The organism is Vibrio nereis NBRC 15637, from assembly GCF_001591105.1.
Classification (GTDB): Bacteria; Pseudomonadota; Gammaproteobacteria; order Enterobacterales; family Vibrionaceae; genus Vibrio; species Vibrio nereis.
Window position 1 is genome coordinate 159,039 of sequence record NZ_BCUD01000007.1, and the last position, 24,998, is coordinate 184,036.

Here is a 24,998-nt window from a genome sequence, read left to right on the forward strand (position 1 = left end):
TTATCTTTGGTGAGGTTTCTATTGTTTAACTTAACTGGCGATGTTCATCGTCAGGTTCAAATTCAAAGATAACTTTGAAAGTTTGTCATTGAGGATCTTTCGCGTTTTTTCGAGCTCAGCAACTTGCAGTTCGTTGCCATTGGCATGTACATCCAAATTCACACGTAACTCGCGCCCAACTTTAGTGACGCCTGCAACGGCTAAGCTTTGAGACATTTGAGTCTCCAAAGCGGATACCTCTTGGTTTACCGTAGAGCAAATTTCGTCGCTAGGGGTCATCATTAGAAGCTCACGTATTGCTTCACGAAGCATCTCAAACGGCACTTTGATGAAGTAAAAAGACATTAAAATCATCATCATTGGGTCAGCGTATACGGCATATTCCGAGTAAGGCGAAATAGACACTAACCAAGCAGACACGAATCCTAATGTCACCGCGACACTTAGCAGGGTATCCATTTGCCATTGAGTCGCTTCCGCTTCAATCAAACCAGATGAAAAGCGTTTAGACTTGTTGGCAATGTACCACCATGCGTACGCACAACCGATAACGTTCACTACGCCAAATATAGTAGCAATAGAGGCATCGACTTCACGCCCGCCGCTGAACATTGAGACGACAGCAGAATACAGTGAATAGCTGACCACCAGTAAAATTACCAGCCCTTTTATCGCAATAACCACGGGTTCTAAGATAGCTTTTCCAAAAGGGAAGTGGTTATTAGTTGGATGTTCAATATAGCGCGAGGCTGCCAGTGACAATAATGTTAACAGCAAGCTTACTAGGGAGTAAACGCCATCAAAAACAATAACTAGAGAGCCAACAAGCAAACCAAGCACCATGCCACCACCTGCAAACCCCGATGCTAACAGGGCTGAAAAGGTGAGTATTCTTTTTTCATTTAAACTTGTCCTGGCACACATAGCAGAATCTCTTTGTTAAACACCTATATATTCTTCTCAATATATGAGTGTTTGACAAATGACATCTGTACGAAAAATGACTTTCTTTTACGGTAATTATTTTATTTCTTTTAAATTCATATGGTTATGCTTATTTCTTCCTGTCAATAAAATTGACGCTCACTGATATTCACAAAGATGAATAAGGAAAAAATAATTAAAAATCAAACAAATACTCGTTGAGTTTGTCAGCTAGCCATGACATGCCCGGGTGCTCAGCCATACCGACAGCCGTGAACATGCAGTAGTCTTCTTGAGTTAGACCGTAGGTGTGCTTGATCACAGCCAGTTCCTGTTTTCTTAGTAGATGGCGAATGAGTGGCTCAGGTAGGACTCCCCAAGCATCTTCTTCCAATATAGTGCAAAGCATGTAATCGAAGCTTGAAAACCCAATATGCCTGAGTGAAAAAGGTTGAAGGTCAGGATTATCTTTCTCGTTTAGATACACCATGACGGCTTGCATTGAGTTACGTAGTTCATCATCTGAAACGCGTCGTAGTTTACTCAATGGATTATCGGCGCGGCAGACGGACATCATGCGAATTTTACCTAGGGGCTGATAAGCAATATGCGGATCGCCAGAGCGATCGTAGTCAACGCCAAAGGCAAAGTCGACCTGCTGCGTTGCGACTAGGTTGGCTAAGTCACCCGATGATGCCAATACAGTGTTGAAAGAGGTTGCAGGAAAGCGCTTATTTAGGCGATGTGAAAGATCTTGCCACATATCATCGGGTAGGGAATCGTCACGAGCAATCCATACTTCGGCGTTAAATTCCCCTGATACTTGCGCGCACGTTTGGCGAATTCGAGAAGCGGTAATCAGTAGGTTTTGGCAGTCTTTATAGATCGCTTTTCCGGCTTCAGAGAGGGTGAGGTTATTACCACTACGAATGAATAATTCGATGTCGAGATCTTTCTCTAATGCTTTGATAGCCATGCTTAACTTCGTTCTATTGCAGTCAAGCTGGCGAGCAGCTTCAGAGACGGAGCCTGTGTCCGCAACACTGCAAAAAGCTTCTATTTGAGATAAGTTCATTTATTAGTCATTAACAGTGATCTTTTAGCCGAATAGTACAACATTCTTCGTAGATTGTCCGTTTTGCGCTTTGAAACGCTAGGAATTTCATGAAGTTTTGGTACTCTTGGGAGGCGCCAAGTGAATGAAGTTATAGGGAGATCATGATGGCAATGAGTTGGGATGATGTCGCAGCGAACTGGGAAAATGAAAAATCAACCGCGGTTTTCGCCAACAAAGCGTTTGAATCACTGCAAGATATCATTGAACTGCAGGGTTCACACATTCTAGATTTTGGATGTGGTACAGGGTTACTAAGCCAAAAGTTGTCTCCTATTGTAAAAGACGTGGTTGCTTTGGATAGCTCCGAAGCCATGATTGAGCAGCTCGATCAAAAAGAGTTAGATAATGTTGAGCCTGTGGTTGATATGCTGACCCGTGGGTTAGTTGCAATGCACCCTGCGTTTCGTCGTCAGTTTGATACTGTTGTCGCTTCTTCCGTGTGTAGTTTTCTTCCTAATTACTCTGATGTAGCTGATATTGTGTATAGCCTATTGGATGAGGGCGGTTATTTTGTCCACTGGGATTGGTTGTCAGAGACTGATGAAATGGGCGGAATGACCATATCACATGCTAAACGAGTTCTAACGTGCGTTGGTTTTGCTGAAGTGACAGTAAGTACGCCGTTTGAGATTGAAACACCGCAAGGCAAAGCAACAGTTTTGATGGCTGTAGCCAAAAAATAACAACCAACTGAATTCAATTATTAAGCCCGGCAATTTGCCGGGCTTTTCATTTTCCGAGGTTTCTATGTTATTGATGTGAGTATTGAGCGATCTCTTCTAGTACCCAAGGGTTGGCAATTGCACCTTTATTTTTTACTTCTTGGGCGTGTAATACTTGTTTAACGGCCAGCTCTACCAGTTTTCCTGATTTTGTTTTAGGGATCTCGCTCAGCGCGTAAATCTCACTAGGTACATGTCGAGGGGAGCATTTCACTTTCAACGTGGAGCGGATGAGTGATTTCAGCTCTTCGTTTAAACATTCAGGCCGCTCAAGTTGGACGAAAAGAACAATCTTCTCATCGCCACTCACATGGCGAGAAACGGCGATTGAGTCTTTTACCCCAGCGAGCTGATTCACCTGTTGGTAAATCTCAGCTGTACCGATTCTAACGCCCCCTGGGTTGAGCGTTGTATCACTGCGACCATAGAAGACCATGCCTCCTGAAGGCGTTTTTTCGACATCATCACCATGATGCCAGGTGTTAGGGAACTTAGCCCAATAGGCTTCGTGATACTTTTCGCCATTATCGTGCCAAAATCCTAAAGGTTGATTAGGGAAGCTGTTTCGGCAAACCAACTCACCACGCTCTCCAGTGACTTCTTCTCCTTGCTCGTTAAACACCGCTACATCTAGCCCAAGAGCGGCGGCCTGACATTCTCCGCGATACACTGGGGATATCGGGTTGCCGATAACAAAGCAGCCGCAAATATCGGTACCACCGGAAATAGACGCCAAATGCAAATCTTGTTTTATATGAGCGTAAACATAGTCAAATTGCTGTGGGTAAAGGACAGAACCCGTAGAGCAAAGTGTTTTTAAGTGGCTTAGTTGGTAATGCTCTTGGGGGGAAAAGTCACTTTTTTGTAACGCTTCTAAATACTTGGCTGACGTACCAAATAGAGTGACGTTTGCCTCTTGCGCCAGTTGCCAAAGAGTATCTGGGCTTGGGTACATCGGGCTACCATCAAAAATGACCAATGTGGCACCGCTTGCAAGCGCAGAAACGTGCCAATTCCACATCATCCAGCCACAGGTTGTGTAATAAAAGACGTTGTCTTTCGGTTGTATATCACAATGCAATTGATGCTCTTTTAGATGGTTGATGGTCGTGCCGCCAACGGAATGAACGATGCACTTAGGCTTGCCAGTCGTCCCCGATGAGTAAAGAACAAATAAAGGATCATTAAATCCGACCCGGTTGTATTCCACTCCTCTAGGCATAAAGCTCGCCAATATCGCTTCCCAGTCAGAAAAGGTTTCATTACTCAAATCACCAGAGACCTGAGTTTTTAGGTACTCTATTTGGCAGGTGTTCTCGATACTTGGCAGTGATTGTGCAATTTCATGGTTTTTCTTCCGCATATCGAATGTTTTGCCGTTAAATTGATAGCCATTACAACAGAACAGTACTTTTGGCTGTACTTGGCCAAATCGTTCTATGACGCTTTCGACGCCAAAGTCGGGGGAGGTAGATGTCCAGATTGCACCTAAACTTGTGGTCGCGAGCATTGCGATCACTGTTTCTGGCATATGCGGTAGGTAGCCAGCTACAACATCTCCTTGACCGACATCGTTGTGCTTAAGCCATTGTTGGACAATTGATACTTTATCGCACAACTCTTGCCAAGTGAGTGTGCTTGTTTCGCCGCTTTCATTGGTAAACCAAATGGCAATATCTTCAGGAGCCTGAAAAGCATACGCTAACAGATTTTCAGCATAGTTGAGTTGAGCCTGAGGGAACCAGATCGTGTCTCGGCTAGCGTTAAATTCTCCCCACTTCGCCAAACCTTCCCCATGTATGCAGTCACCTCTATAGCCAATCACATCACAAAACTGCCAAACTTCTAGCCAAAAATCCTTTTTGCATTCGACAGACCATTTGTGCAGTTCAGCATAGTTGTCGATCTGGTTTCCTTGAATATTGATATGTTGAACAAACTGCTGAAGGTTCGATGATTCAACGCGCTTTTTGCTAGGAACCCACATTGGTTCTGCTGATGTTGTTCTGCAATCTGCCATGACGCCCTCGTCTTGATGATCCATATTTGACCGATTAAGTTTTGATTGAAAAACGCTCAAAGTCAAACTCTCACAAACAATCAGATAACTGAAAAATAAGTAAAAAAACCTCAAATGTAAAATAAATGTTACACTTATTAGGCGACGTTTGTCTTTGGCTAGATTGTCACCACTCAGACATCAGGATAGGCTTTATGTAAAGGAATTGTTAAGGGAAAGGCAATGACTCAGTACGTATCTAAACCTGTGAATGATAAAGGGTTTGTGGAATGGAGCCACGAAGAAGATCAGATCTGGCATGATCTGGTTACTCGACAGCTTGGGTTTATTAAGCAGCGCGCATGTAAAGAATATCTGCGTGGTTTGGAATTGCTTGATTTACCGATAGATCGGGTGCCGCAGCTACCTGAAATCAACGAAGTGTTAAAGAGGGAAACGGGCTGGCAAGTAGAACCTGTACCAGCACTCATCAACTTCGATAAGTTTTTTGCTTTACTTGCCAATAAGAAATTTCCGGTCGCGACGTTTTTGCGTTCAAGAGCCGAGTTTGATTACCTACAAGAGCCCGACTTCTTCCATGAAATTTTTGGTCACTGTGCCATGCTCACTAATCCACAGTTTGCTGAGTTCACGCATACCTACGGGCAGTTAGGGCAAAATGCAACAAGCAAAGAACGCGTTTATTTAGCTCGACTTTACTGGTTTACCGTTGAGTTTGGCCTAGTCAAGGAAGAGAGTGGCTGCAAGATCTATGGGGGAGGCATTTTATCTTCTCCAGGTGAGACGGTTTACTCCCTAGATGATCCGAAACCTCTCAGAGAACCATTTGATATTCATACCGTACTTCGCACACCTTATCGCATTGATATTATGCAACCGGAGTACTTCGTTTTAGATAGTATTGAAGAGCTGTATAAGCTCAGCCAAATGGATTTAATGTTCCATGTAAAACAAGCAATGAAAGCGGGATTATTACCCCCATTATTTGAACCAAAGGAAGTGACACATGCTTAATGATTTACGTTGTGAGGCATGCAGCAGCGACGCTGTTGCGCTAGGGCAAGAAGAAAGACGGTTATTACTGACGGAGTTGGATGGCTGGCAAATGCTAGAGCGAGACGGGATCCCTCAACTTGAAAAAGTATACACGTTCAAAAACTATAAACAGGCATGGGCGTTTGCCAATTTGGTTTCTGAGTTAGCGGAAGATGAGTTCCATCACCCATCCATTTTGCTGGAGTGGGGTAAGGTAACAGTCACTTGGTGGAGCCACTCGATCAAAGGTCTGCATCAAAACGATTTTATCTGCGCAGCTAAGTGCGACAAACTGCAAGACTAACTTATTACTAGCCTGAAGCACGCCGCACCTCCCTTCTCTCAGTGCTTCAGGCTCTTTTATGGCCGTTGAGGTTAGTGTTTATCTTCATCTTTAGTCCAGGTCAGTATGTCTACCTCTCTTTGATAAATCGCCTTTATTTGCTCCATTTTTGAGAGCAGTTGCGTTACGTCGGCTTTCAAAGCTTTATTTGACTTTACATAGCCTAAACTCGTCGCAGCATTTGCTAGCTGATTGTCTTTTTCACATTGCTTGCTGATACGGTACCAACGTTGCTGTGCAGACTTTACTCGTCTTGATTCTTCGCTAATTCTATTGGACTGATAGTCAAGAACTCTAATGACCTCACGAGATGCATCAATTTGCTGGCTGATGATTTTATGTAGGTTGCGCTTTTGTGGACGCCAAAACATTTCTAATTCTTGAGTATTAAACTCCTGATGAAGAAAAACTTGATGACGATGCTTTTTTAGAAACACGTTGAACTTAGTGGCTTGCTCGTTGTACCAATGGTCAACTTTTCTTTGATATTTGAGCGTTTGATTCCACGTTTCCACATTGCAATCCTCACTCAATGCAGGAATCGGTAAAGTGATCGCGGTTGTCGCCGCTATAGTTAGAAAGAACCAGTGCCATTTCATATGTCATACAAAAGTTGCTAGCAATAAATTAAGTATAGGAAGTCAGCGTCAAGATATGAAAAAGATAGTCACGATTGTCTTGTTATTGCTCGGGCTCGCGTGTGCTGGTGGTGGGTATTACATGTTTTATTGGAAGCCACAGCAAGAGCTTGAGAATACCCCTGAGGAAGTCGAAGAAGTTGCGCCACCTGTTGTTCCAACGGTTGAAAAAAAGCCGGAACCAGAGCCAAAGCCCAAAACAGATTATTATGTCAATGTTGAAAGGCTGGGTGTGAGAGAGCACCCTGATTATGATGCTTTTGTAGAGAGTGTGCTCTACAAAGGCGATAAGCTTCATATTCTTGAAAAGAAAGACGGCTGGGGCAGAATCTCTGTTTATTACGTGTATGAAGAGGGGGGAGAGCAAGTTGCAGAATGGGTGCCCATGGAGCGTCTTCTAGAGGTTCCTCCGACAGTGACTAAACAAGAACGTATCGAAACTATCAGTCGTTATATTGAATCCTCTGATGACTTTAAAGAGCACTTTGAAGCATTCATCGCGAAAACGGATGAATTATTGAAGGAGAAAACATGTACTCCTGAAGATTTCGAAGAAACTCAAGGGTGGATGCGGTCCATCACTTTCAAAGACCAGGATGTGTACTTTGTGTATTGCGGTGGACTAAAGCAAGCGAACAAGATCTATCTTGATGTTCAAACGGGAGAAATCTTTTTCCGTTAATGGTATGAGTGTGGCTCTAAACACGAGGCTTAGAGAGGGGAAGGCTCCTAGACTGTTAGTCCAGAGCCACACCCAAAATCGTATTGCTGTTCAAATGTTTACTGAGTGTTTTGGGCAAGAAACTCGGTAAAACGTTTCCAAGACTTCTCATCGGCATTTTTTCGATAACGTGGGCTGTCAAAAACGGTAAAAGCGTGAGGCGCACCGCTGTAGGTGATCATCTCATGGTTGACTTGCTGAGCTTCTAATTCTGTTGCCAGATCGGCAAACTGATCCATGGTTATCGCTGAGTCTGCAGTACCATGAAGCACTAATATCGGGGCTTTGGTTTCTTCATAAGTCTGTCCCTCTGGTGTAGAAAGTCCTCCATGGAAGGTGACGAAGCCTTTGACATCCATGCCTGCGCGAGCAGACTCTAAAACTGCAGCGCCACCAAAGCAATATCCCATCACCACAGTATTTGCAGAGTTTTTCGCTAGAGATGAAGCAAAATCAAGCCCACCTTGCATAAGTGCTCTCAGTTTGTTTCGGTCTTTGTATAGCTCACCAGTATGTTGCCGTCTGTCTTCAATTTTTGTTGGACGAATACCCTTACCAAACAGGTCGACGGCAAATACGTTGTACCCTAAATTGTTTAGCATTTGCGCACGTTTGATCTCGTAGTCCGTTAGGCCATCCCAATCATGAACAAGCAAAACAAGTGGTGCGTTGTCATCAACACTAGCCCAGTAGCCCTCGTAATCACTACCATTTACATTGTAAATTTTACTTTCACCTGCTATTGCCGAACCACTCAAAATAGCTAAGCCCACTGCTAACGCTAATTTCATTTACTTTCTCCATGTCATTCGGTTTTATACGAAGTGGTTATTTTTACCTCTGTACATTTTTGACGAAAATACAAAAGAGATAAGCTAACCGCGCACAGATCTTTACTGTACAACCACTTAAATCGTCATCGAATCCGTTGGGGACTTTAAAATTGTAGTTGGTATTTTGATATTTAGAAACGAGAAAAGCCTCCGAAGAGGCTTGAATTAGGTAAGGAATAAGGAAATGAATCTATTTACATCGCTGCTTCGAAGATTGCAGAAATTTCTTCGTGCGTTGCTTGCTTAGGGTTAGTGAAACCACAAGCATCTTTTAGTGCGTTGTCAGCAAGTGTTGGAATATCTTCTGATTTCGCACCAAGCTCTTTGATACCAGCAGGGATACCTACATCTTTTGCAAGATCAACGATAGCTGCGATTGCCGCGTCTGCACCTTGCTCTGGTGTTAGACCTTCAACATCAACACCCATTGCTTTAGCAACGTCTCGTAGACGATCAGGAACAACTTGAGAGTTGTAGCGTTGTACGTGTGGAAGAAGAACTGCGTTACAAACACCGTGTGGTAGGTCGTAGAAACCACCTAGTTGGTGCGCCATAGCGTGAACATAGCCTAGAGATGCGTTGTTAAACGCCATGCCTGCCATGAACTGTGCGTATGCCATTTGCTCACGAGCTTCTAGGTTGCCGCCATCTTTTACGGCAGTACGTAGGTGAGCTTGGATAAGTTCGATAGCTTTGATAGCAACAGCGTCAGTGATTGGTGTTGCAGCTGTAGAAACGTAGGCTTCGACAGCGTGTGTCAGAGCATCCATACCTGTCGCTGCAGTCAGTGATGCAGGTTTCGCCAGCATCAGCTCTGGGTCGTTAACAGAAACAAGTGGTGTTGTGTGTTTGTCTACGATTGCCATTTTGATATGACGTTCTTCATCAGTAATGATGCAGAAGCGAGTCATTTCAGAAGCCGTACCCGCAGTTGTGTTAATAGCGATCAACGGCAGCATAGGCTTAGCTGATTGGTCAACACCTTCGTAATCAGCGATTTCACCGCCGTTAGAAGCAACAAGAGCGATACCTTTTGCACAGTCGTGCGGAGAACCACCACCCAGAGAAACAACGAAATCACAGTCATTCTCTTTCAATAGAGCTAGACCACCGTTTACGTTTGAGATAGTTGGGTTAGGTTGAGTGCCATCAAATACTACAGTGCCAACACCGCGTTCGGTAAGTAGGTCTTGAATCTTTTTCACAACACCGATTTGATTCAAGATCTTGTCAGTAACGATAAGACCTTTTTTGAAACCTTGAGATTGGATGTTGTCTGCTGCGTCTTTAAGACAGCCAGCACCCATTAAGTTTACTGTAGGAATGAAAAATGCACTTGTCATTGGCTTGCTCCATTATTATGGGATTATAAAACGAAAATTAATTCATCAATTCGAACTAAGTGAATAAATTTCCGTAAATGCCCAATGAGTATAGGCGATATTGAATTGGCGCATAGCCCAAAAGTAGTAGTTTACGTCATATTTGTGATATGAATCTTGTTGTGTATTTTTGTTGATATAACTGTTAAATATTAGTTGTTTATATGTATTTCTGCTTTAACGAAAGAAGGTGAAGCCTTTGAATGCAACATCCCATCCACAATGGTTATGAATGGGATGTTTTGCATAACAATTCACATTAACTAAGTGATAGCTAGTAACTTTTCCACTAACTTTTCGATACCAGTCGCGGCATCTGAGATGGATTCAGCCAACATATATGCAGGCGTGGAAAGGACTTTATGTTCCTCGTCATAGACGATGTTATCGACTGTACACTCAGCGTGAGTACCGCCCATGGCGTTAAAAGCGGCCGCAACAGCTGAATCGTTACCTATGGTTCCTTTTACGCCATTTTCATAGATCATTGGCATAATGACAGGTGCGATACATAAGTACCCGGCAGGTTTACCCGCATTAGCAAAAGCACGACATGCAGATGCTACATGAGTATTGATACTGCATTCAGCCCCTTTTACGGCAAAATCTGTTAAGTTTTTGGCTGCGCCAAATCCACCAGGAAGAAGTAGGGCGTCAAAATCGTCTACGTTTAACTTAGCTACATCTTCTATATTACCGCGTGCAATACGAGCTGCTTCTACCAACACGTTGCGCGTCTCGTCCATCTCTTCGCCGGTTTTGTGGTTGATAACATGGAGTTGATCAATATTAGGCGCGAAACAGTGCCAACTTGCTCCTTGCTTTTCAATCGCGTGCAATGCAAGAACTGCTTCATGTATTTCTGCTCCATCGAACACACCGGAACCACTCAGTATGACTGCTACTTTTTTCATCGTTTACCTTTCCTTTTGTTTTCAACGTTATCTAGGGTAGATGATCTTAGTTGTGAACGACCTGAAGTGGGTCTCATTCTTCCTCTTCAACGTTTTCACTTTGAGGCGATTTACTGAGTTGTTCTTCCTCATTATTGTCTTCTTCAGACTCGTAATGTTTAACAACAAAAGGGGTAAGCATGACGCTAGATGGTAAAAAGTGTTTCATAGCAGTCTCCAAGTTTGTGTTGCTTGATACAGCATGCCAATCTTAAATTGTATGGTTAAGATAAATGTGTCTAACATCATGTATTTGCGAAGAAAAATTAGCGGTATCAAACACTGAGCGAGAGATCACAAACTGGATGCTTTCTGGATAAGGTTGTCCCAGTAGGGGCTGTCGGCGCCCAGTCGCTCGCTGATAAAGTCGATGAAGGTCCGTACTTTTACTGGCATGTGTTTACGTTCAGGGAACACTGCGTAAACGGCATGGACAGGCAATTGGTAGTCTTGCATTACAGGAACGAGATTCCCAGCAGCAATGTCTTTGGCGACGATAAATGTCGGTAATTGACCGATGCCAACCCCCTCGATGGCGGCTCTGCGGATCGCTTCACTGTTGTTGACGGTTAGGCGTCCTTTGGGAACGACTCGGAACTCATTACCCATGGACTCAAATACCCATTCAGAGCCGCCCCGATAATAGGTATATTGCAAGCAGTTGTGATTGGATAAGTCAGAAGGTTTGCTCGGTGAGCCGTGTTGCTGCAAGTAATCTGGCGAGGCGCAGAGCACGCTGCGACAAGGTGTCAGCCGTTTTGCCACAAGGTTAGATAATGGCAGGTTGCCAATTCGGATACCTAAGTCGAAACCATCTTGGACTAAATCCACCATGCGATCTTCGAGTTGTAGGTCGATTTCCACATCAGGATATAGCGCGAGAAACTCAGCAACCAAAGGCGCTACATGCAATACACCAAATGACATCGGAGCCGTGAGCTTGAGCTTTCCGCGTGGATTTCCTTGCAGCTCGGTAACCGCATCAATACCTTGCTGCGCGAGGTTGAGAGATTGCGAAACATACTCGTAGTAGCGTTTTCCTGCTTCGGTGAGACTCAGCTTTCGGGTAGTGCGATTAAGCAGCCGAATTCCCAGTTCATCTTCCAACTGGTTGATGCGCTTGCTTACCGCCGACTTGGTGATATTGAGCTTGTTTGCCGCTGGAGAAAAACCGCCACATTCAACGACGGCGACAAAAACAGGAATGGATGAGAATGCTTGCATAGTTGAATTTTAGTTTACAATTAATTTCTATATTCTTAGATTATCATCTAATGGAAAACAATCTACACTAGCGGTGCAAATTTGAGGAGAGAAAAATGAAGTACGATTGGATCTTATTTGACGCTGACGAAACCCTGTTCCACTTTGACTCATTTAAAGGGATGCAGCTAATGTTCTCTCGCAAAGGTGTGGATTTTACCCAGCAAGATTTTGAGCATTACCAGAAGGTCAACAAACCGTTATGGGTGGATTACCAAGACGGAAAAATTACCGCGCACGAGCTGAAACACACTCGCTTCCAAGAGTGGGCGACCAAGCTTGAAACCACGACTCAAGAGCTGAACAGCGCCTTTTTAGAAGCGATGGCCGATATTTGCACCTTGTTACCGGGGGCGAAAGAGTTGATGGAAGCGCTGCAAGGCAAAGCCAACATGGGCATCATTACTAATGGGTTTACTGAACTTCAGGCGATTCGTTTAGAGCGCACCGGTATGACCGAGTTTTTCGACCACGTGATTATCTCTGAAGAGGTGGGTGTTGCGAAACCGGACGCGGGTATTTTCAGCCACGCATTGGAAGTGATGGGTAATCCGTGTAAGAGCAAGATTCTGATGGTGGGTGATAACCCTCACTCTGACATCCTAGGTGGGATCAACTTTGGGATTGAGACTTGTTGGTTGAATACTCATCGCGCAGAGCAAGTACAGGGCATTGCGCCAAACTACACCGTAAACTCATTACATGAATTGAAAAACATCTTGGTAGCTTAAGGTTTTACAGAGATGAGCTATCGGGCGTTCTTGAGAAAGAGCGCCCGATTTTTTTGTTACTTAAGGACGCTCACCCGCAGCGATTCGGTGTTCGATTTCAGTCACGACCGCAGGTAGATCGGCAATGGTATCGATCAGGTAATGCGGTGCGCTTTTGCTGAGTTTTACTCGCGCTTTTTCACGTGCGATTGCCAGAGTTTCCTCACTCGCCGCTTGGTACTCTTGGAAGGTTAAACCTGCTTCGTTGCCGGACAGCAACAAACCTACTGTCCACATACCAGCATTGTGGCCTTCATCGATACCAGGTGCTGCGTCATCGACTTTAATACAGGCAGATACGTTAGTGACGCCCAGTTCAATTACGTTTTTCAATGCCATAAACGGAGCGGGACGTCCGCCTTGAGGCAAATCATCAGTCGCAACCACGTAATCAGGCTTGTAGCCGTAATCGGCCGCCGCTGGGATAAGAACGTCCATTACTTCGCGAGGATAGCCAGAACAAGATCCAATTTTGATTCCACGTTGCTTAAGCCCGTCTACAACCTCAATGGCGTTAAGAATTGGCGCTGCATGATCCGCCACTTTGGCTTTCTGCAACGGCATAAATGTGGCGTAAATACGGTCGATATCGTCACTGTTCATCGCTCGACCAAACTGAGTTTGCCAACGTTTGTCGACGCTCGGTAAACGGCCCACGGCTTGAATATGGTCCCACTTGCCTAGGCCCATTGGCTCACGCGCTTCATCGAGTGTGATGTCAAACTCGTAACCACGTTTAAACGCTTCAACAAAAATACTGGTTGGCGCGAACGATCCGAAGTCAACAATGGTGCCTGCCCAGTCAAAAATGACGGCTTGCAGCGGTGAAGGAGAAAGAGTCATCATTTATCCCTTATAAGTAGTTGTATTCTTTACATGTATCAGCAATGGCTTGTTCAAATATTGCCAGCGCTTGTTTTAGTTGTTGGCGAGTAATGATCAGCGGAGGGCTAAGCTGAATCACATTACCCTGAGAGACTTTAAAGCTCAGGCCGTTGCTCAAGCATTGGTAGAGCACGGCTTCTGCTTCGTCGTAGGCGCGTTGTTTGGACTCTCTATCAGTGACCAACTCCACGCCCCACAACAATCCGATCCCACGCACGTCGCCTATCAATGGGTACTGTTCTTTCATGCGTAGTAGCTCATCGCGCATGAATTGGCTGTCGTTTTGGGCTTTCTCTAGTAGATTTTCGTTCTCGATGGCTTCGATTGTCGCAAGCGCTGCCGCACAACCAATCGGGCTTTTTTCATGGGTGTAATGACCCATTGAGATTTGCTCTGCGGTGTTGTACTTGTCTTTGGTGACCATCGCGGCAATTGGTACTAATCCACCGCCTAAGCCTTTGCCAATACAAAGGATGTCGGGTTCGATATCGTAAGCCTGGTGGGTAAACCATTCGCCACTGCGCCCCATACCGTTAGGAATGTCATCAATGATCAGCATGACATTATGTTTGTCGCAGATTTCTCGTATCCGTTTCCAGTAGGCTTTACTTGGCACTTGAACATCGGTGTTACGTACGGCTTCTGCGATAAAAGCGCCAACGCCACCTTCTTTTTCGATGACGTACTCAAGATAATCGGCATAGTGGACATCGCCACTCTCATTTGAGGAATCATTGTGTAATGGAAACGCGCCACGATAGGAAACCGCTGGTGGAATACGCTCTACGCCGGCCATTAATGGTCCCATGCCTTGACGAAAACAGGCTTCACCTCCGACCGAGATAGCATCAAGTGATGCACCGTGAAAAGAATCCCACAACGAGACCACTTTGTAGTTGCCAGTGATATGACGTGCCAGTTTGAGCGCCATACCTATCGCTGAGGTTCCACCAGGTGCAAACAACACTCGATTTAATTCACCACCACAGATTTCCGTGAGTTTTTCAGCGCATTGAACCGCGATTTCATTGGTGAAACGACGAGGTGAAAAAGGCAGTTTGGCAATCTGCTCTTGCACTTTCTTAATGACGTGTGGATGAGCATAGCCAAGCTGATGGACGTTATTTCCATGAAAGTCCATGTAGCGCTTGCCAGAGGTATCTTGCAAGTAAATACCTTCTGCGCCTGCGAGTGAGTCTAGGCATGGCGTTGACATTGCTTGATGCAGAAACACATCGCTATCGCGTTTCAGCAGCGATTGGGTGTCTTGGTCTGCAATCGATTTGTTCCATTTGTCGCGTGCAGGCGTGGTATTGATATCGCCTTCGCTACGAAAGTGGGTCGGTTGTACGTTGCTATCCATGATTACGCTGCCGTTACGTTGTCGTTCCAGTACATAGACTTGCTCACCGCTTGAATTAAGCGTTGGATGTCTTCTGGGTAGACTTCGCCAATATTGCCGATACGAAAGCAGTCGGCGTTAGAGACTTTGCCCGGATAAATCACAAATCCATGTTGTTTGAGCTGAGCGTAGAATCGTTTGAATTCATAAGCGCCACTCGTTGGGGAGTAGAAAGAGGTGATGATCGGCGAGTGAAGTTCATCGCTCAGCAGTGTCTTGAAGCCAAGTTTGCGCATGCCTTCCACTAGCGTTTGCTGGTTCGTTTTGTAGCGCTGATGTCTGGCGTCGATACCACCTTCTTGCTCAAGTTCGAGCAGCGCTTGGTAAAACGCGCGCACGGTATGAGTAGGGGAGGTAAAGCGCCACTTGCCGTGGTTGGCCTCCATGCAGTGCCATTGATCATACAAATCTAGGCTTAGTGAACGCGCACGGCCTTTGCACTTTTCGAGTTCTTCTTGTTTTGCAATGACAAAGCCAAAGCCAGGTACGCCTTGAATACACTTGTTGGCAGAGCTGATCATAAAGTCGATGCCAAGTTCGCCGATGTCCATTGGAATACCACCAAAGCTCGACATCGCGTCGAGAATCACGGTTTTGTTGTGTTGCTTTGCCAGCGCTGCAATCGCTTCAATCGGGTTTAGCATGCCGGTGGTGGTTTCACAGTGGACTATCGCGACGTGAGTGATCGCGGTATCCGATGCCAATGCCGTTTCTACCTCGTTCAAGTGCGGCTGTGATGTTTCGCCAGGAGAAACGACATGGCATGGGATATTTAGGTAGTCGGCAATCTGAGCAATACGAGCGCCGTAAGCGCCATTGTCGACCACGAGTAGCTTTCCATTGTTATCAATTGTACTACCGATAGTGGCTTCTACAGATGCAGTGCCGCTACCTTGCATGAGTACACTGGTGTATCCATCTTGCTGAGTCGCCAGTTTAACCAGCTTGCTGCGAATCACCTCGACCACACCTTTGTTGTATTCGTCATCCCAAGTACACCAGTCTTTAAGCATGGCTTCGCGTACCGTCTCCGATGTCGATAGTGGTCCAGGGGTCAACAATAAGTATTCGTTCTTCATGACAATATCCGTTTTGTATTTTTGGTGTATACCAGAATTTATTGGTACTTTATCAGCAGCAAAAAATCGGAGTAAATAGCTCGCAGGCGGATTTCATAAAACTTTAATATCAGATCGACAGGAAAATTTATCGAAAATAGATTTGGTCTTTGTTTCGCACAACTGCCATTTTTTGTTCATGCTTTCGTCATAAACACATTTTAGGGTGGACACCATCAACTGGTACAGACCACATTATTAGTCCGAAACGTTAAACAAGTGGTCTTCAAACGAAACAGTCTAAATTGGAGAAGATGATGAAAAACCGTTTGATGAAAGGATCGCTAGCTGCACTGGTTTCACTGCTGGCAACAAATGCATTCGCAGCACAGGAAGTGACGGTTTACACCGCTTTCGAAACTGACATTCTGGCTAAGTACAAATCGGCGTTTGAAAAAGAAAACCCAGACGTAGACATAAAGTGGGTACGTGATTCAACAGGCATCATGACCGCGAAGCTACTGGCAGAGAAAAACAACCCTCGTGCAGAAGTCGTTTGGGGTTTGGCTGGTTCTTCGATGGCGTTGCTGAAAGAGGAAGGTATTCTTAAACCTTACACGCCAAAAGGTGTAAATGAGCTTAATGCTAGCCTGAATGACCCTCAGTCGAACCAAGCTTGGTTTGGCAACGATGCGTTCTTTAACGCGGTGTGTTTCAACGAAGTGGTGGCTAAGCAATTAAACTTGCCAAAACCAATGAGCTGGGAAGATTTAACTAAGCCAGTTTACAAAGGCCATATTGCGATGCCAAACCCTGCATCATCAGGTACAGGTTACATGCAGGTTTCTGCATGGCTACAAAATATGGGTGAAGACAAAGCTTGGGATTACATGAAAAAGCTCGATAACAATATCGCACATTACACCCACTCCGGTTCTAAGCCATGTGTTCAAGCGGGGATGGGTGAAGTCGCAATTGGTATCTCTATGGCAAGCCGTGGTGCGAAGTTGAAGACTCAGGGCGCGCCTTTGGACGTGATCACGCCAAAAGGTATTGGCTGGGAATCAGAAGCAGTTGGGCTGGTAAAAGAGTCTGATGCGGCTAAACGCGTGGTCGATTGGTCAATTTCGAAAGCGGCGAACGAGCTGTACGTAGAAATGTACCCAGTTGTTGCTCACAAAGACGTAAAAGCGACAGTATCGAACTTCCCGAACGTACAAGCTAATATGGCAAAGATGGATTTTGCGCAAATGGGTAGTAAGCGCGCTGATATCTTAGCGACTTGGTCAGAGAAGTTTGACGCGAAATCTGAGCCTAAATCGTAATCATTTCAGTCAGATAAAGACTAATAACGAGAGGAGAGCCTGTGCTCTCCTTTTTGCATTTTGTATTAAAGCAAGGCACATTAGTGCTCGGTTAATTAGGGAACATTATGAAGATTAAAATGATCAGCGCAGAAGAAACTCTGCCGATACGATTTGCAGTGCTGTGGCCAAGCAAAAGCGAAGAGTTTTGCCGCGTCGAAGAAGACGAGCAAGGACTGCATTATGGGGCATTTGATGGCGACAAATTAGTTTGTGTTGCATCGATATTTATTGAAAACGACAGTGCGCGGTTAAGAAAGTTCGCGACCTTGCATGATTATCAAGGTAAAGGTGTCGGTAGCCAGGTTTTGCAACGTATCATCAGTGATTTACAAGCGAAGCAGATCCGTCAGTTGTGGTGTGATGCACGCGAAACGGCGGCAGGTTTGTATCAACGTTTTGCCATGAATAAATGTGGTGAGCGTTTCTATAAAGGAGACGTCCCTTATTTCAGAATGTCGGTTGAATGGCACGACTAGGGCGACAACGGCTTAACATCTACCGAGCTTTCTCTCCACTCGGTTTCATCTTGCTGTCATCTTTCGTCTATAAATTTGTCATTCGACTGCAATAAAGCAGATTTAAGGTTGGTATATACCATTTGGAGAGTATGTTATGTCAACTAACCAACCTTACCTACAAATTGAGAATGTGGTGAAGCAATTTGGACAGTTCACCGCGTTAAAGCAAATCTCACTGGCGATCGAAAAAGGTGAATTTGTTTGCTTTCTTGGTCCTTCAGGCTGCGGTAAAACCACGTTGCTAAGAGCTATCGCAGGCCTAGATTTACCAACTTCTGGTGCGATTCAACAAGACGGCCAAGATACCACGTTCCTACCACCAGAAAAGCGAGACTTCGGTATTGTCTTTCAGTCTTACGCTCTGTTCCCCAATCTGACTGTTCAAGAGAACATCGCTATTGGTTTGAAAAACCAAGGGATGTCGACCAAAGACGCGTTAGAAAAAGTGGAATACTGGCTAGAGATGATTGGCTTGCCAACCTCTGCGCATAAGTTTCCTAATCAACTCTCTGGTGGGCAGCAACAGCGCGTTGCTTTGGCTCGCGCGCTGGCATTATCGCCAGGGTTACTGCTTCTCGACGAGCCTTTGTCTGCACTCGATGCAAAAGTGCGCGTTCATCTGCGTGATGAAATCTGTAAGCTGCAACGCAAATTGGGTATCACGACGATTATGGTCACACACGACCAAGATGAAGCGCTGACCATGGCGGATCGTATCGTGGTCATGAACCATGGTGTGATTGAGCAGGTCGGTACGCCGCAAGAGATCTATCAGCGTCCAGCGACGCGTTTTGTTGCAGGGTTTGTTGGTAAAATGAACTTTATTGACGCCTCTTTGGCTACCGATACCAGCCTGCGTGTAGCGGAGTCTTTGCTGCCGTTGCCTGAAGTAAATAACTACGACTTATCGCGCGGTGACCGTTTTACTCTTGCGGTGCGCCCTGAAGGGATCCGAATTGTTCAAAGAGCCACAGATGCTCTGCCTGTGCGTATCAAGTCATGCGAATTTTTGGGTGCGTTTTATCGTGTTGAGTGCGAACTACAAGACGATAAACATGCAGCGCCAATTTACGCTGATATAACAGGCGAGACGGTGCAGCAACTGAATTTGACGGTCGGTGAGTTGCGATACGTGAAGTTTACACAGCAAGGGAACTTGGCTTATCCAGCGACTACCCCTGCTGAGTTAAACAGCAAAGCCGCGTAGGGGAGAGTAATGGAGTTTTCTACTATGAGTAACCCAACGATGAAAGTCTCGAACTCATCACTAGGCGCAATTGGGTGGGTAAGTCGTTTGAGTCGTGACAATGTAGTGTTGTTTACGCTGCTTACTCTACTGTCTGTATTGATGGTGCTGTTTATCGTTATGCCGCTATGGGCGATGATGGTAAAAAGTGTGCAAAACAGTGCTGGGGACTTTGTCGGTTTGGCAAACTTTGCCAACTATTTTTCACAAGCTGCGCTTTGGCAATCACTTGGTAATACGTTCAAAATCGGGCTTTTAGTGACCGTTGTCGTCGGTGTGTTGTCATTTGGCTATGCGTACGCATTGACTCGCTCCTGCATGCCTTTCAAAGGTCTATTTTACGTATTGGGGACCGCACCAATTTTGGCTCCGTCTTTGCTTCCGGCCATCAGTTTGATTTTCTTGTTTGGTAATCAGGGGATTGCAAAGGAACTTTTAGCCGGGCACTCAATTTACGGTTTGATTGGTATTTCTCTTGGTCTGATATTCTGGACGTTTCCACACGCATTGATGATCATGACCACTTCTCTGCGCACATCGGATGCGAGATTGTATGAAGCTGCGCGTGCGCTAAAAACTTCTCCATTCAAAACCTTTTTTATCGTCACATTACCTGCCGCCAAGTATGGCCTTATTAGCACTTTGATTGTGGTGTTTACGCTGGTGGTATGTGACTTCGGTGTGCCGAAAGTAATCGGTGGTAGTTACAACGTTTTGGCGACGGATATATTTAAGCAAGTTGTCGGGCAGCAAAACTTTTCGATGGGGGCTGTCACCAGTATCGTATTGTTGATTCCAGCGTTGTTTGCTTTTACCGCCGACCGCTGGGTGCAGAAAAAACAAAAGAGTTTGTTCGATACTCGCTCAGTGCCTTACAAGCCCGAACCGAATCCAGTGCGTGATGGTGTGTGTTTGGTCTTTTGCACGTTGATTTCTTGTGCGGTGATTGCTGTGCTAGGAATGGCAGTTTATGGCTCGCTAGTCACTTTCTGGCCGTGGAATACTGCATTGACACTCAACAACTATAACTTTGCGGAAATGAGTACCTACGGCTGGAGCCCGTACTTTAACTCTCTATCACTTGCGACATGGACGGCGATCATAGGGACCGCGATCATTTTTGTTGGTGCGTATTGCATCGAAAAAGGGCGTGCATTTTCTCCTGTTCGACAAGTGATGCAGATGCTGAGTGTAATGCCGATGGCGGTGCCCGGTATGGTGTTAGGCCTAGGCTATATCTTTTACTTCAATGATGTGAACAACCCGTTGAATGTACTTTATGGCTCGATGGCGTTTCTTGTCGCTAACACAGTGGTGCACTATTACACCGTTGGTCATATGACAGCGCTGACAGCATTAAAGCAGATTCCTGCTGAAATAGAGGCGACGGCCGCGTCAGTGAAACTTCCGCAGTACAAGTTGTTTTTAAAAGTAACGCTGCCGGTTTGTATGCCAGCGATTCTAGATATCGCTAGCTACCTGTTTATTAATGCATTAACTACCACTTCTGCGGTAGTATTTATCTATTCGACAGACACCATTCCTGCTTCGGTATCGGTTTTGAATATGGACGATGCAGGGCAAACGGGGTCAGCGGCGGCAATGGCAGTCATGATCATGCTGTCGGCTGCAGTAGCGAAGTTGCTTCACATGACGCTGGGCAAATGGTTAGAGAATCGAACACAAGCGTGGCGTAACAGATAAGGACAATAAGTGCAGTACGTTAAAATTAAAGACTCCATTGTCGAACAAATCGAATCGGGTTTGCTGTCTCCAAGACAGAAACTACCAGCAGAAAGAAAGTTGGCAGAATCATTTGATACCACACGAGTAACTTTGCGTGAAGCGTTGTCCCTGTTGGAAGCAGAAGGGCGAATTTATCGAGAAGACAGGAGAGGTTGGTTTATTTCTCCTGAGCCTTTGAAATACGATCCAACTCAGACACTGAACTTTCCCAATATGGCGCTGGCGCAAAATAGAGTGCCTAAAACGCAAGTGGTCGCGGCAAAAGGGATTCTAGCTAACAAGCAAGCTGCGAGTTTACTGAATCTTCAACCTTTCTCTGACGTCTATCGTGTTGATAGAGTGAGGTTCTTGGAAGAGCGTCCGGTTGTTTATGTCACCAACTATATCCGTCCAGAGTTGTTTCCTAACTTGTTAGATTTCGACCTCTCAAATTCGCTCACCGACATTTATCGTGAACATTTTGGTGTGGTTTATCAGAAAACGCGTTACCGGATTTCAACCAGCACGCTTTTAGGTGAAACTGCTCAAGCGCTAAGAGCAACGTCAGGGACGCCAGCGATGGTGGTGGAGCGCGTGAATTACAATCAAAATGATGAGTTGATCGACTGCGATATCGAGTATTGGAGACATGATGCGATCAGCATAGAATCATTGGCGGAACTGAAGCGTTAAGCCGCTTAGGTTTGAAGATCAGGGCTTCCCTAGGTTCCCTAGGGGAGCCTTTTTTATAAGGACTTAATATGTCGCTGTGGGCGATCATTCTCGTCGTTATCTCTGCGTTTCTTCATGCAGGATGGAACATTCTTAGCAAAGCCAATCACTCCTCTGGGCCTGCATTCTTTTTCTCTAGTGCGACTTCTGCCGCTGTACTGCTTTCTCCGTTTATTCTTTGGTATCTCAATGTGGTTGGGCTGGGCGCGTTACCAAGCCAGTTCTGGTTATTATTAGTACTCAGCGGTATGGCACAGATGGTCTACTTACTTGGGCTTGCAAATGCATACAAACAATCGGACATTGGTGTCATTTATCCGATTGCCCGAGCTTTGCCTGTGCTTATGGTCGGTGTGGGTACGGCTTTGCTGGGGTATTCGCAATCATTTCAAGCTTGGTTCAGTTTCCTCATCATCACGCTGGGCTGCCTGTTTGTCCCTCTTGAATCTTTTAAGCAGTTCAACATACGCAATTACGCAAACTTTGGTGTGGTATGGGCATTTATAGCCGCAGTAGGAACGGCGGGATATTCGATTATTGATAAGGAAGCGCTGTCACTACTGAGTCAAGATGTGTCGCACCTTGTCGGGGACATCTCCACGGCCATCTTTTATCTTGGGTTACAGTTTTGGTCTATTTCGATGTGCTTTGTTTTGTATTTTCTTGCCACGAATAATAGGCAAGATGTTGTTCAAGCATGGAAGATTCGTAAGTTTGCAACGCTTGCAGGTGCGATGATGTCTGCCACATATGGGCTTGTGTTGTATGCAATGACGATGACTGAAAACGTCAGTTATGTGGTTGCACTGCGACAAATGAGTATTGTGATTGGTATTGTTCTTGGGATCATCGTTCTATCAGAGAAGGTGTTATTGACGCGTATTGTGGGCTCAATACTGATCCTTATGGGGCTGATTGTCGTTGTTCTATAGCGGCTAAGCGCATATGTAGGTCAATTCTTATATGATATTTAGTGATAGTTTTATAATTAATGGTTCTATTAAATCAAAATGCGCCTTATTCTTAATTGTCGGACCAAAACAATAACCGTATGAAATACTGGGCGTTAATTATCTCTGCATAATGCAGACCAATAAATGTAAGAAAATCATACAAACAGCCTGTACATCTAGCTTCCAAAAATTTGAACAACAAGTGCAATTATTTCGACATCGCAGCGGTCATTTGTTACGTACCATTTAGTTAGTCGAGTGCGGTTAAGCTCGACTTCTAGTAACTAAGGAGTCAGTTATGATTAAGGTATTAAGCTTAGCTAGTTTGGCTCTCGTCAGTACTGTTTCATTCGCTGGGCTGTCAGGCCCTTACGAAACGAGAGTAGATGCTAGTAGTATGACCGGCAAAGCTGTTGCAAGTAAAGAAGCTGCTTATGCTGCTGGTCGACAAATGCTCATGAATGTGAATAACCAGTCGTCGTACGAGCTTAGTCGAAGCATCTCTCGTAATAGTCATGACTTTGTAGACAAACGTTCATTTGAGGTTTTGGATTCACAAGTAACAGTTAAAGAGGTGTTGACTAGTGAAGGTGACATTGCTTATCAACCGGTAATGAATATTAGATATACTTATCGCTACAGAGATCGTGATTAAACACTGTTGATTGAAGTTTTTGCTAGCATAAAACTAAGCCCCAGATTGACTGGGGCTTATTGTTTTCAGCTTAGCTTTGGGCTGTTGCCAGTTCAGGCTCTTGACCCGCCTTAGCCGAAGCTAGCATTTTTTTAATCAGCAAAGAGGCCAGAATTGAGATAACCACCATCACGATGGCTAAGATCGTGAGCAGTTGGAAGTACTCACCATAGACGGTTTGGACAATCTCTTTCGTTACTTCTTGGCCTTTGTCTAATGCAATCGAGGTTGAGAACACCGCGCCAATAATCCCACTTAGAGCTCTCGCCACGGAGAAGAGAGATACCGAAAAGCCTTCAATATTTTTTGGGGCAACCGAGAGAATAAATGCCACAACAAGGCTACCTACAATCACCTCCGCAAATGCTTGGAAGAAGTGGATCACAAGGAAGACTTCTGGGCGGATGATGGCATCATCGCCAACGTTCATTACCGCTATCGTCAGAATGCCAAAAGCAATGGCAGTCAGGACAAATGCAAAACCAATCTTTGTTGCTGTAGAAAAATGAATACCTTTCTTTTCTAGTGAAGAGAAAGTCATGGCGATGACTGGCCCAGCCACGATGCACCACAGCGGATTCATCGCCATTGAAGCTTCAGGCGCTATCGGGACCAAGTTAAATAAATCGCCGCGCATTGTGTTGATGGTCACCATAGTCATGGATGTCATCATTTGACCGTAATAAACAAAAAAGCAAGTTGTTAGTACCGTCATGATCAGAATTGTACCCATCTTAAGTGCATCTGACCTATCTGACTTAATCATCAATGAAATGAAGTATAGGATTGCTGAAGCACCAATGGCGTAAACAATATTTTTGCCGACATCCATGTTTGAGAACATGAAGAAAACTAGGCTAATCATGGCCGCTGAAATAGCCAAAAATGACATCCAGTTTTTAAGGCTCACGGGTTTTTGGTCGATTTCTTCTCCCACTTTTACTAGTGGCTTGTTAAACGCGATCAGAGTAATAAAAGCCAGTGCGGCAAGTACTGCGGATAGTGCGAAGCTGCCATTAAAGCCAATGAGCAGAACAAACATAGGAAACAGGTATTGCCCTAACAAAGCACCAATATTGTTAACAGAGTAGTTAACCGGGTAAGCATTTTCGAAGTCGTCTTCGGATGCAAAGGTTCGTTTGTATAGGGTTGGGTAGGCAGGTAGCATCAGTCCACATGCGTAGCTGGATAACGCGATGCCGACAAGGCTTAAAGGCACATTTAATGCTGAAGCTCCCACCACAAGTAGACCATACCCTGTCGCAAATGCGCCGTACGAAATTGTTAGCGAGCGATATGCCCCCAAGAATTTATCCGCGATGACACCACCCGCTATCGCAAACAGTGGGCCAATAGACGAAAACGCGCCAACCACCATCATGGTGTCTGCTTCACTGTATCCTAAGTCTTCCAGAAAAAATCGGGTCAGAATGATCATTACGCCATAAAATGACAAACCAAACATTGCTTGGCAGAACATCATAGACTTGTTGAGTTTATTCCACATGATGAACCTTATTTGGAATTAAAAACTATCAATATGCTAGTTTTTAGTGGGTAATAAATTTCGAGGGGGATTATCGCAGAAAACCACGTCGATGCACTGTTTTTTTAACTCTGTCGCAAAAAATTATGCAAGCTCGTTGATTTAAAACAGTTACTAGGACTTTTGCTTACGTGATTAAGTTCATGGGTGA

25 protein-coding genes are annotated in these 24,998 nt (G+C 45.0%); 12 read left to right on the forward strand and 13 right to left on the reverse strand.

The window, feature by feature from the left end; genetic code table 11:
• Positions 1-30 precede the first annotated feature (30 nt).
• Positions 31-924, reverse strand: a complete 894-nt coding sequence (locus VNE01S_RS09860) for a cation diffusion facilitator family transporter (RefSeq protein WP_053394969.1) — start codon at positions 922-924, stop codon at positions 31-33.
• Positions 925-1,120: 196 nt separating this feature from the next.
• A complete protein-coding gene (locus VNE01S_RS09865) occupies positions 1,121-1,999 on the reverse strand; it encodes a LysR family transcriptional regulator (protein WP_053394968.1) in 879 nt (292 codons plus the stop codon).
• A 146-nt stretch (positions 2,000-2,145) separates the two neighbouring features.
• On the opposite strand from VNE01S_RS09865, the gene VNE01S_RS09870 reads away from it, so the two are divergent.
• A complete protein-coding gene (locus VNE01S_RS09870; protein WP_053394967.1) occupies positions 2,146-2,724 on the forward strand; it encodes a class I SAM-dependent DNA methyltransferase in 579 nt (192 codons plus the stop codon).
• Between the two features lie 67 nt (positions 2,725-2,791).
• Here the strand turns inward: VNE01S_RS09870 and VNE01S_RS09875 are convergent, their stop codons facing one another.
• Positions 2,792-4,807 carry an acetoacetate--CoA ligase gene (locus VNE01S_RS09875; RefSeq protein ID WP_373278544.1) on the reverse strand — a complete coding sequence of 672 codons (2,016 nt, stop codon included), beginning with the start codon at positions 4,805-4,807 and terminating at the stop codon, positions 2,792-2,794.
• 198 nt (positions 4,808-5,005) lie between these two features.
• Between VNE01S_RS09875 and phhA the strand changes: the two genes are divergently transcribed.
• Positions 5,006-5,797, forward strand: a complete 792-nt coding sequence (phhA, locus tag VNE01S_RS09880; RefSeq protein ID WP_053394966.1) for a phenylalanine 4-monooxygenase — start codon at positions 5,006-5,008, stop codon at positions 5,795-5,797.
• Entirely contained in the window at positions 5,790-6,122 is a 333-nt protein-coding gene (locus VNE01S_RS09885; protein WP_053394965.1) for a 4a-hydroxytetrahydrobiopterin dehydratase, read from the forward strand. Before phhA ends, VNE01S_RS09885 begins: the two co-directional genes overlap by 8 nt.
• A 71-nt stretch (positions 6,123-6,193) precedes the next feature.
• Here the strand turns inward: VNE01S_RS09885 and VNE01S_RS09890 are convergent, their stop codons facing one another.
• Positions 6,194-6,760: a hypothetical protein gene (locus tag VNE01S_RS09890; RefSeq protein ID WP_053394964.1), complete on the reverse strand. Its 567-nt coding sequence runs from the start codon at positions 6,758-6,760 to the stop codon at positions 6,194-6,196.
• Positions 6,761-6,815: 55 nt separating this feature from the next.
• Here VNE01S_RS09890 and VNE01S_RS09895 point away from each other — a divergent pair, with 55 nt between their 5' ends.
• Positions 6,816-7,481: an SH3 domain-containing protein gene (locus VNE01S_RS09895; protein WP_053394963.1), complete on the forward strand. Its 666-nt coding sequence runs from the start codon at positions 6,816-6,818 to the stop codon at positions 7,479-7,481.
• A gap of 98 nt (positions 7,482-7,579) precedes the next feature.
• Here VNE01S_RS09895 and VNE01S_RS09900 read toward each other — a convergent pair whose 3' ends face one another.
• The 5 genes from VNE01S_RS09900 to VNE01S_RS09915 all read right to left on the reverse strand — a co-directional run bounded on the left by VNE01S_RS09900 (position 7,580) and on the right by VNE01S_RS09915 (position 11,912).
• Positions 7,580-8,311 (reverse strand): dienelactone hydrolase family protein, encoded by a 732-nt coding sequence (locus tag VNE01S_RS09900; RefSeq protein ID WP_053394962.1) that lies wholly within the window; start codon positions 8,309-8,311, stop codon positions 7,580-7,582.
• 236 nt (positions 8,312-8,547) lie between these two features.
• Positions 8,548-9,696 (reverse strand): L-threonine dehydrogenase, encoded by a 1,149-nt coding sequence (gene yiaY / locus VNE01S_RS09905; RefSeq protein ID WP_053394961.1) that lies wholly within the window; start codon positions 9,694-9,696, stop codon positions 8,548-8,550.
• Between the two features lie 302 nt (positions 9,697-9,998).
• The gene (gene elbB, locus VNE01S_RS09910) at positions 9,999-10,649 is read right to left on the reverse strand and encodes an isoprenoid biosynthesis glyoxalase ElbB (RefSeq protein WP_053394960.1); all 651 of its coding nucleotides are present in this window, start codon (positions 10,647-10,649) and stop codon (positions 9,999-10,001) included.
• A 73-nt stretch (positions 10,650-10,722) separates the two neighbouring features.
• Complete coding sequence (locus VNE01S_RS19705) at positions 10,723-10,857, reverse strand: hypothetical protein (RefSeq protein WP_281178091.1); 135 nt, start codon at positions 10,855-10,857, stop codon at positions 10,723-10,725.
• A 125-nt stretch (positions 10,858-10,982) separates the two neighbouring features.
• Positions 10,983-11,912: a LysR family transcriptional regulator gene (locus tag VNE01S_RS09915; RefSeq protein ID WP_053394959.1), complete on the reverse strand. Its 930-nt coding sequence runs from the start codon at positions 11,910-11,912 to the stop codon at positions 10,983-10,985.
• A gap of 95 nt (positions 11,913-12,007) precedes the next feature.
• On the opposite strand from VNE01S_RS09915, the gene yjjG reads away from it, so the two are divergent.
• A complete protein-coding gene (yjjG, locus tag VNE01S_RS09920) occupies positions 12,008-12,682 on the forward strand; it encodes a pyrimidine 5'-nucleotidase (protein WP_053394958.1) in 675 nt (224 codons plus the stop codon).
• A 60-nt stretch (positions 12,683-12,742) separates the two neighbouring features.
• Here the strand turns inward: yjjG and phnX are convergent, their stop codons facing one another.
• Genes phnX through phnW form a run of 3 tightly spaced genes read right to left on the reverse strand, consistent with a single transcriptional unit; the run spans position 12,743 to position 16,087 of the window.
• Complete coding sequence (gene phnX / locus VNE01S_RS09925; protein ID WP_053394957.1) at positions 12,743-13,564, reverse strand: phosphonoacetaldehyde hydrolase; 822 nt, start codon at positions 13,562-13,564, stop codon at positions 12,743-12,745.
• 10 nt (positions 13,565-13,574) lie between these two features.
• Positions 13,575-14,969 carry an aspartate aminotransferase family protein gene (locus VNE01S_RS09930; RefSeq protein ID WP_053394956.1) on the reverse strand — a complete coding sequence of 465 codons (1,395 nt, stop codon included), beginning with the start codon at positions 14,967-14,969 and terminating at the stop codon, positions 13,575-13,577.
• Positions 14,970-14,971: 2 nt separating this feature from the next.
• Entirely contained in the window at positions 14,972-16,087 is a 1,116-nt protein-coding gene (gene phnW / locus VNE01S_RS09935; protein WP_053394955.1) for a 2-aminoethylphosphonate--pyruvate transaminase, read from the reverse strand.
• Between the two features lie 293 nt (positions 16,088-16,380).
• Between phnW and VNE01S_RS09940 the strand changes: the two genes are divergently transcribed.
• From VNE01S_RS09940 to VNE01S_RS09970, 7 genes are all read left to right on the forward strand, one after another.
• Entirely contained in the window at positions 16,381-17,391 is a 1,011-nt protein-coding gene (locus VNE01S_RS09940) for a putative 2-aminoethylphosphonate ABC transporter substrate-binding protein (protein WP_053394954.1), read from the forward strand.
• A gap of 107 nt (positions 17,392-17,498) precedes the next feature.
• Complete coding sequence (locus VNE01S_RS09945) at positions 17,499-17,909, forward strand: GNAT family N-acetyltransferase (RefSeq protein WP_053394953.1); 411 nt, start codon at positions 17,499-17,501, stop codon at positions 17,907-17,909.
• Between the two features lie 136 nt (positions 17,910-18,045).
• A complete protein-coding gene (locus VNE01S_RS09950) occupies positions 18,046-19,158 on the forward strand; it encodes a putative 2-aminoethylphosphonate ABC transporter ATP-binding protein (protein ID WP_053394952.1) in 1,113 nt (370 codons plus the stop codon).
• A gap of 24 nt (positions 19,159-19,182) precedes the next feature.
• The gene (locus tag VNE01S_RS09955; protein WP_245649881.1) at positions 19,183-20,901 is read left to right on the forward strand and encodes a putative 2-aminoethylphosphonate ABC transporter permease subunit; all 1,719 of its coding nucleotides are present in this window, start codon (positions 19,183-19,185) and stop codon (positions 20,899-20,901) included.
• A 9-nt stretch (positions 20,902-20,910) separates the two neighbouring features.
• Positions 20,911-21,615, forward strand: coding sequence for a phosphonate utilization transcriptional regulator PhnR (gene phnR / locus VNE01S_RS09960; RefSeq protein ID WP_053394950.1), 705 nt, complete (start codon positions 20,911-20,913; stop codon positions 21,613-21,615).
• A gap of 68 nt (positions 21,616-21,683) precedes the next feature.
• Positions 21,684-22,586 carry an EamA family transporter gene (locus VNE01S_RS09965; protein WP_053394949.1) on the forward strand — a complete coding sequence of 301 codons (903 nt, stop codon included), beginning with the start codon at positions 21,684-21,686 and terminating at the stop codon, positions 22,584-22,586.
• Positions 22,587-22,905: 319 nt separating this feature from the next.
• A complete protein-coding gene (locus tag VNE01S_RS09970; protein WP_053394948.1) occupies positions 22,906-23,262 on the forward strand; it encodes a DUF3316 domain-containing protein in 357 nt (118 codons plus the stop codon).
• A gap of 70 nt (positions 23,263-23,332) precedes the next feature.
• On the opposite strand, the gene VNE01S_RS09975 is transcribed toward VNE01S_RS09970, so the two are convergent.
• A complete protein-coding gene (locus VNE01S_RS09975; protein ID WP_053394947.1) occupies positions 23,333-24,808 on the reverse strand; it encodes a peptide MFS transporter in 1,476 nt (491 codons plus the stop codon).
• Positions 24,809-24,998 lie beyond the last annotated feature (190 nt).

Coding starts and splice junctions, on each gene's coding strand:
- VNE01S_RS09970 (WP_053394948.1), top strand. CDS start 22,906: ATGATTAAGGTATTAAGCTTAGCTAGTTTGGCTCTCGTCAGTACTGTT.
- phnX (WP_053394957.1), bottom strand. CDS start 13,564: ATGACTCTTTCTCCTTCACCGCTGCAAGCCGTCATTTTTGACTGGGCA.
- VNE01S_RS09950 (WP_053394952.1), top strand. CDS start 18,046: ATGTCAACTAACCAACCTTACCTACAAATTGAGAATGTGGTGAAGCAA.
- VNE01S_RS09895 (WP_053394963.1), top strand. CDS start 6,816: ATGAAAAAGATAGTCACGATTGTCTTGTTATTGCTCGGGCTCGCGTGT.
- VNE01S_RS09870 (WP_053394967.1), top strand. CDS start 2,146: ATGGCAATGAGTTGGGATGATGTCGCAGCGAACTGGGAAAATGAAAAA.
- VNE01S_RS09955 (WP_245649881.1), top strand. CDS start 19,183: ATGAGTAACCCAACGATGAAAGTCTCGAACTCATCACTAGGCGCAATT.
- yiaY (WP_053394961.1), bottom strand. CDS start 9,696: ATGACAAGTGCATTTTTCATTCCTACAGTAAACTTAATGGGTGCTGGC.
- phnW (WP_053394955.1), bottom strand. CDS start 16,087: ATGAAGAACGAATACTTATTGTTGACCCCTGGACCACTATCGACATCG.
- VNE01S_RS09865 (WP_053394968.1), bottom strand. CDS start 1,999: ATGAACTTATCTCAAATAGAAGCTTTTTGCAGTGTTGCGGACACAGGC.
- VNE01S_RS09890 (WP_053394964.1), bottom strand. CDS start 6,760: ATGAAATGGCACTGGTTCTTTCTAACTATAGCGGCGACAACCGCGATC.
- VNE01S_RS09915 (WP_053394959.1), bottom strand. CDS start 11,912: ATGCAAGCATTCTCATCCATTCCTGTTTTTGTCGCCGTCGTTGAATGT.
- VNE01S_RS09860 (WP_053394969.1), bottom strand. CDS start 924: ATGTGTGCCAGGACAAGTTTAAATGAAAAAAGAATACTCACCTTTTCA.
- VNE01S_RS09940 (WP_053394954.1), top strand. CDS start 16,381: ATGATGAAAAACCGTTTGATGAAAGGATCGCTAGCTGCACTGGTTTCA.
- phhA (WP_053394966.1), top strand. CDS start 5,006: ATGACTCAGTACGTATCTAAACCTGTGAATGATAAAGGGTTTGTGGAA.
- VNE01S_RS09875 (WP_373278544.1), bottom strand. CDS start 4,807: ATGGATCATCAAGACGAGGGCGTCATGGCAGATTGCAGAACAACATCA.
- VNE01S_RS09885 (WP_053394965.1), top strand. CDS start 5,790: ATGCTTAATGATTTACGTTGTGAGGCATGCAGCAGCGACGCTGTTGCG.
- VNE01S_RS09900 (WP_053394962.1), bottom strand. CDS start 8,311: ATGAAATTAGCGTTAGCAGTGGGCTTAGCTATTTTGAGTGGTTCGGCA.
- elbB (WP_053394960.1), bottom strand. CDS start 10,649: ATGAAAAAAGTAGCAGTCATACTGAGTGGTTCCGGTGTGTTCGATGGA.
- VNE01S_RS19705 (WP_281178091.1), bottom strand. CDS start 10,857: ATGAAACACTTTTTACCATCTAGCGTCATGCTTACCCCTTTTGTTGTT.
- VNE01S_RS09945 (WP_053394953.1), top strand. CDS start 17,499: ATGAAGATTAAAATGATCAGCGCAGAAGAAACTCTGCCGATACGATTT.
- VNE01S_RS09975 (WP_053394947.1), bottom strand. CDS start 24,808: ATGTGGAATAAACTCAACAAGTCTATGATGTTCTGCCAAGCAATGTTT.
- VNE01S_RS09965 (WP_053394949.1), top strand. CDS start 21,684: ATGTCGCTGTGGGCGATCATTCTCGTCGTTATCTCTGCGTTTCTTCAT.
- VNE01S_RS09930 (WP_053394956.1), bottom strand. CDS start 14,969: ATGGATAGCAACGTACAACCGACCCACTTTCGTAGCGAAGGCGATATC.
- yjjG (WP_053394958.1), top strand. CDS start 12,008: ATGAAGTACGATTGGATCTTATTTGACGCTGACGAAACCCTGTTCCAC.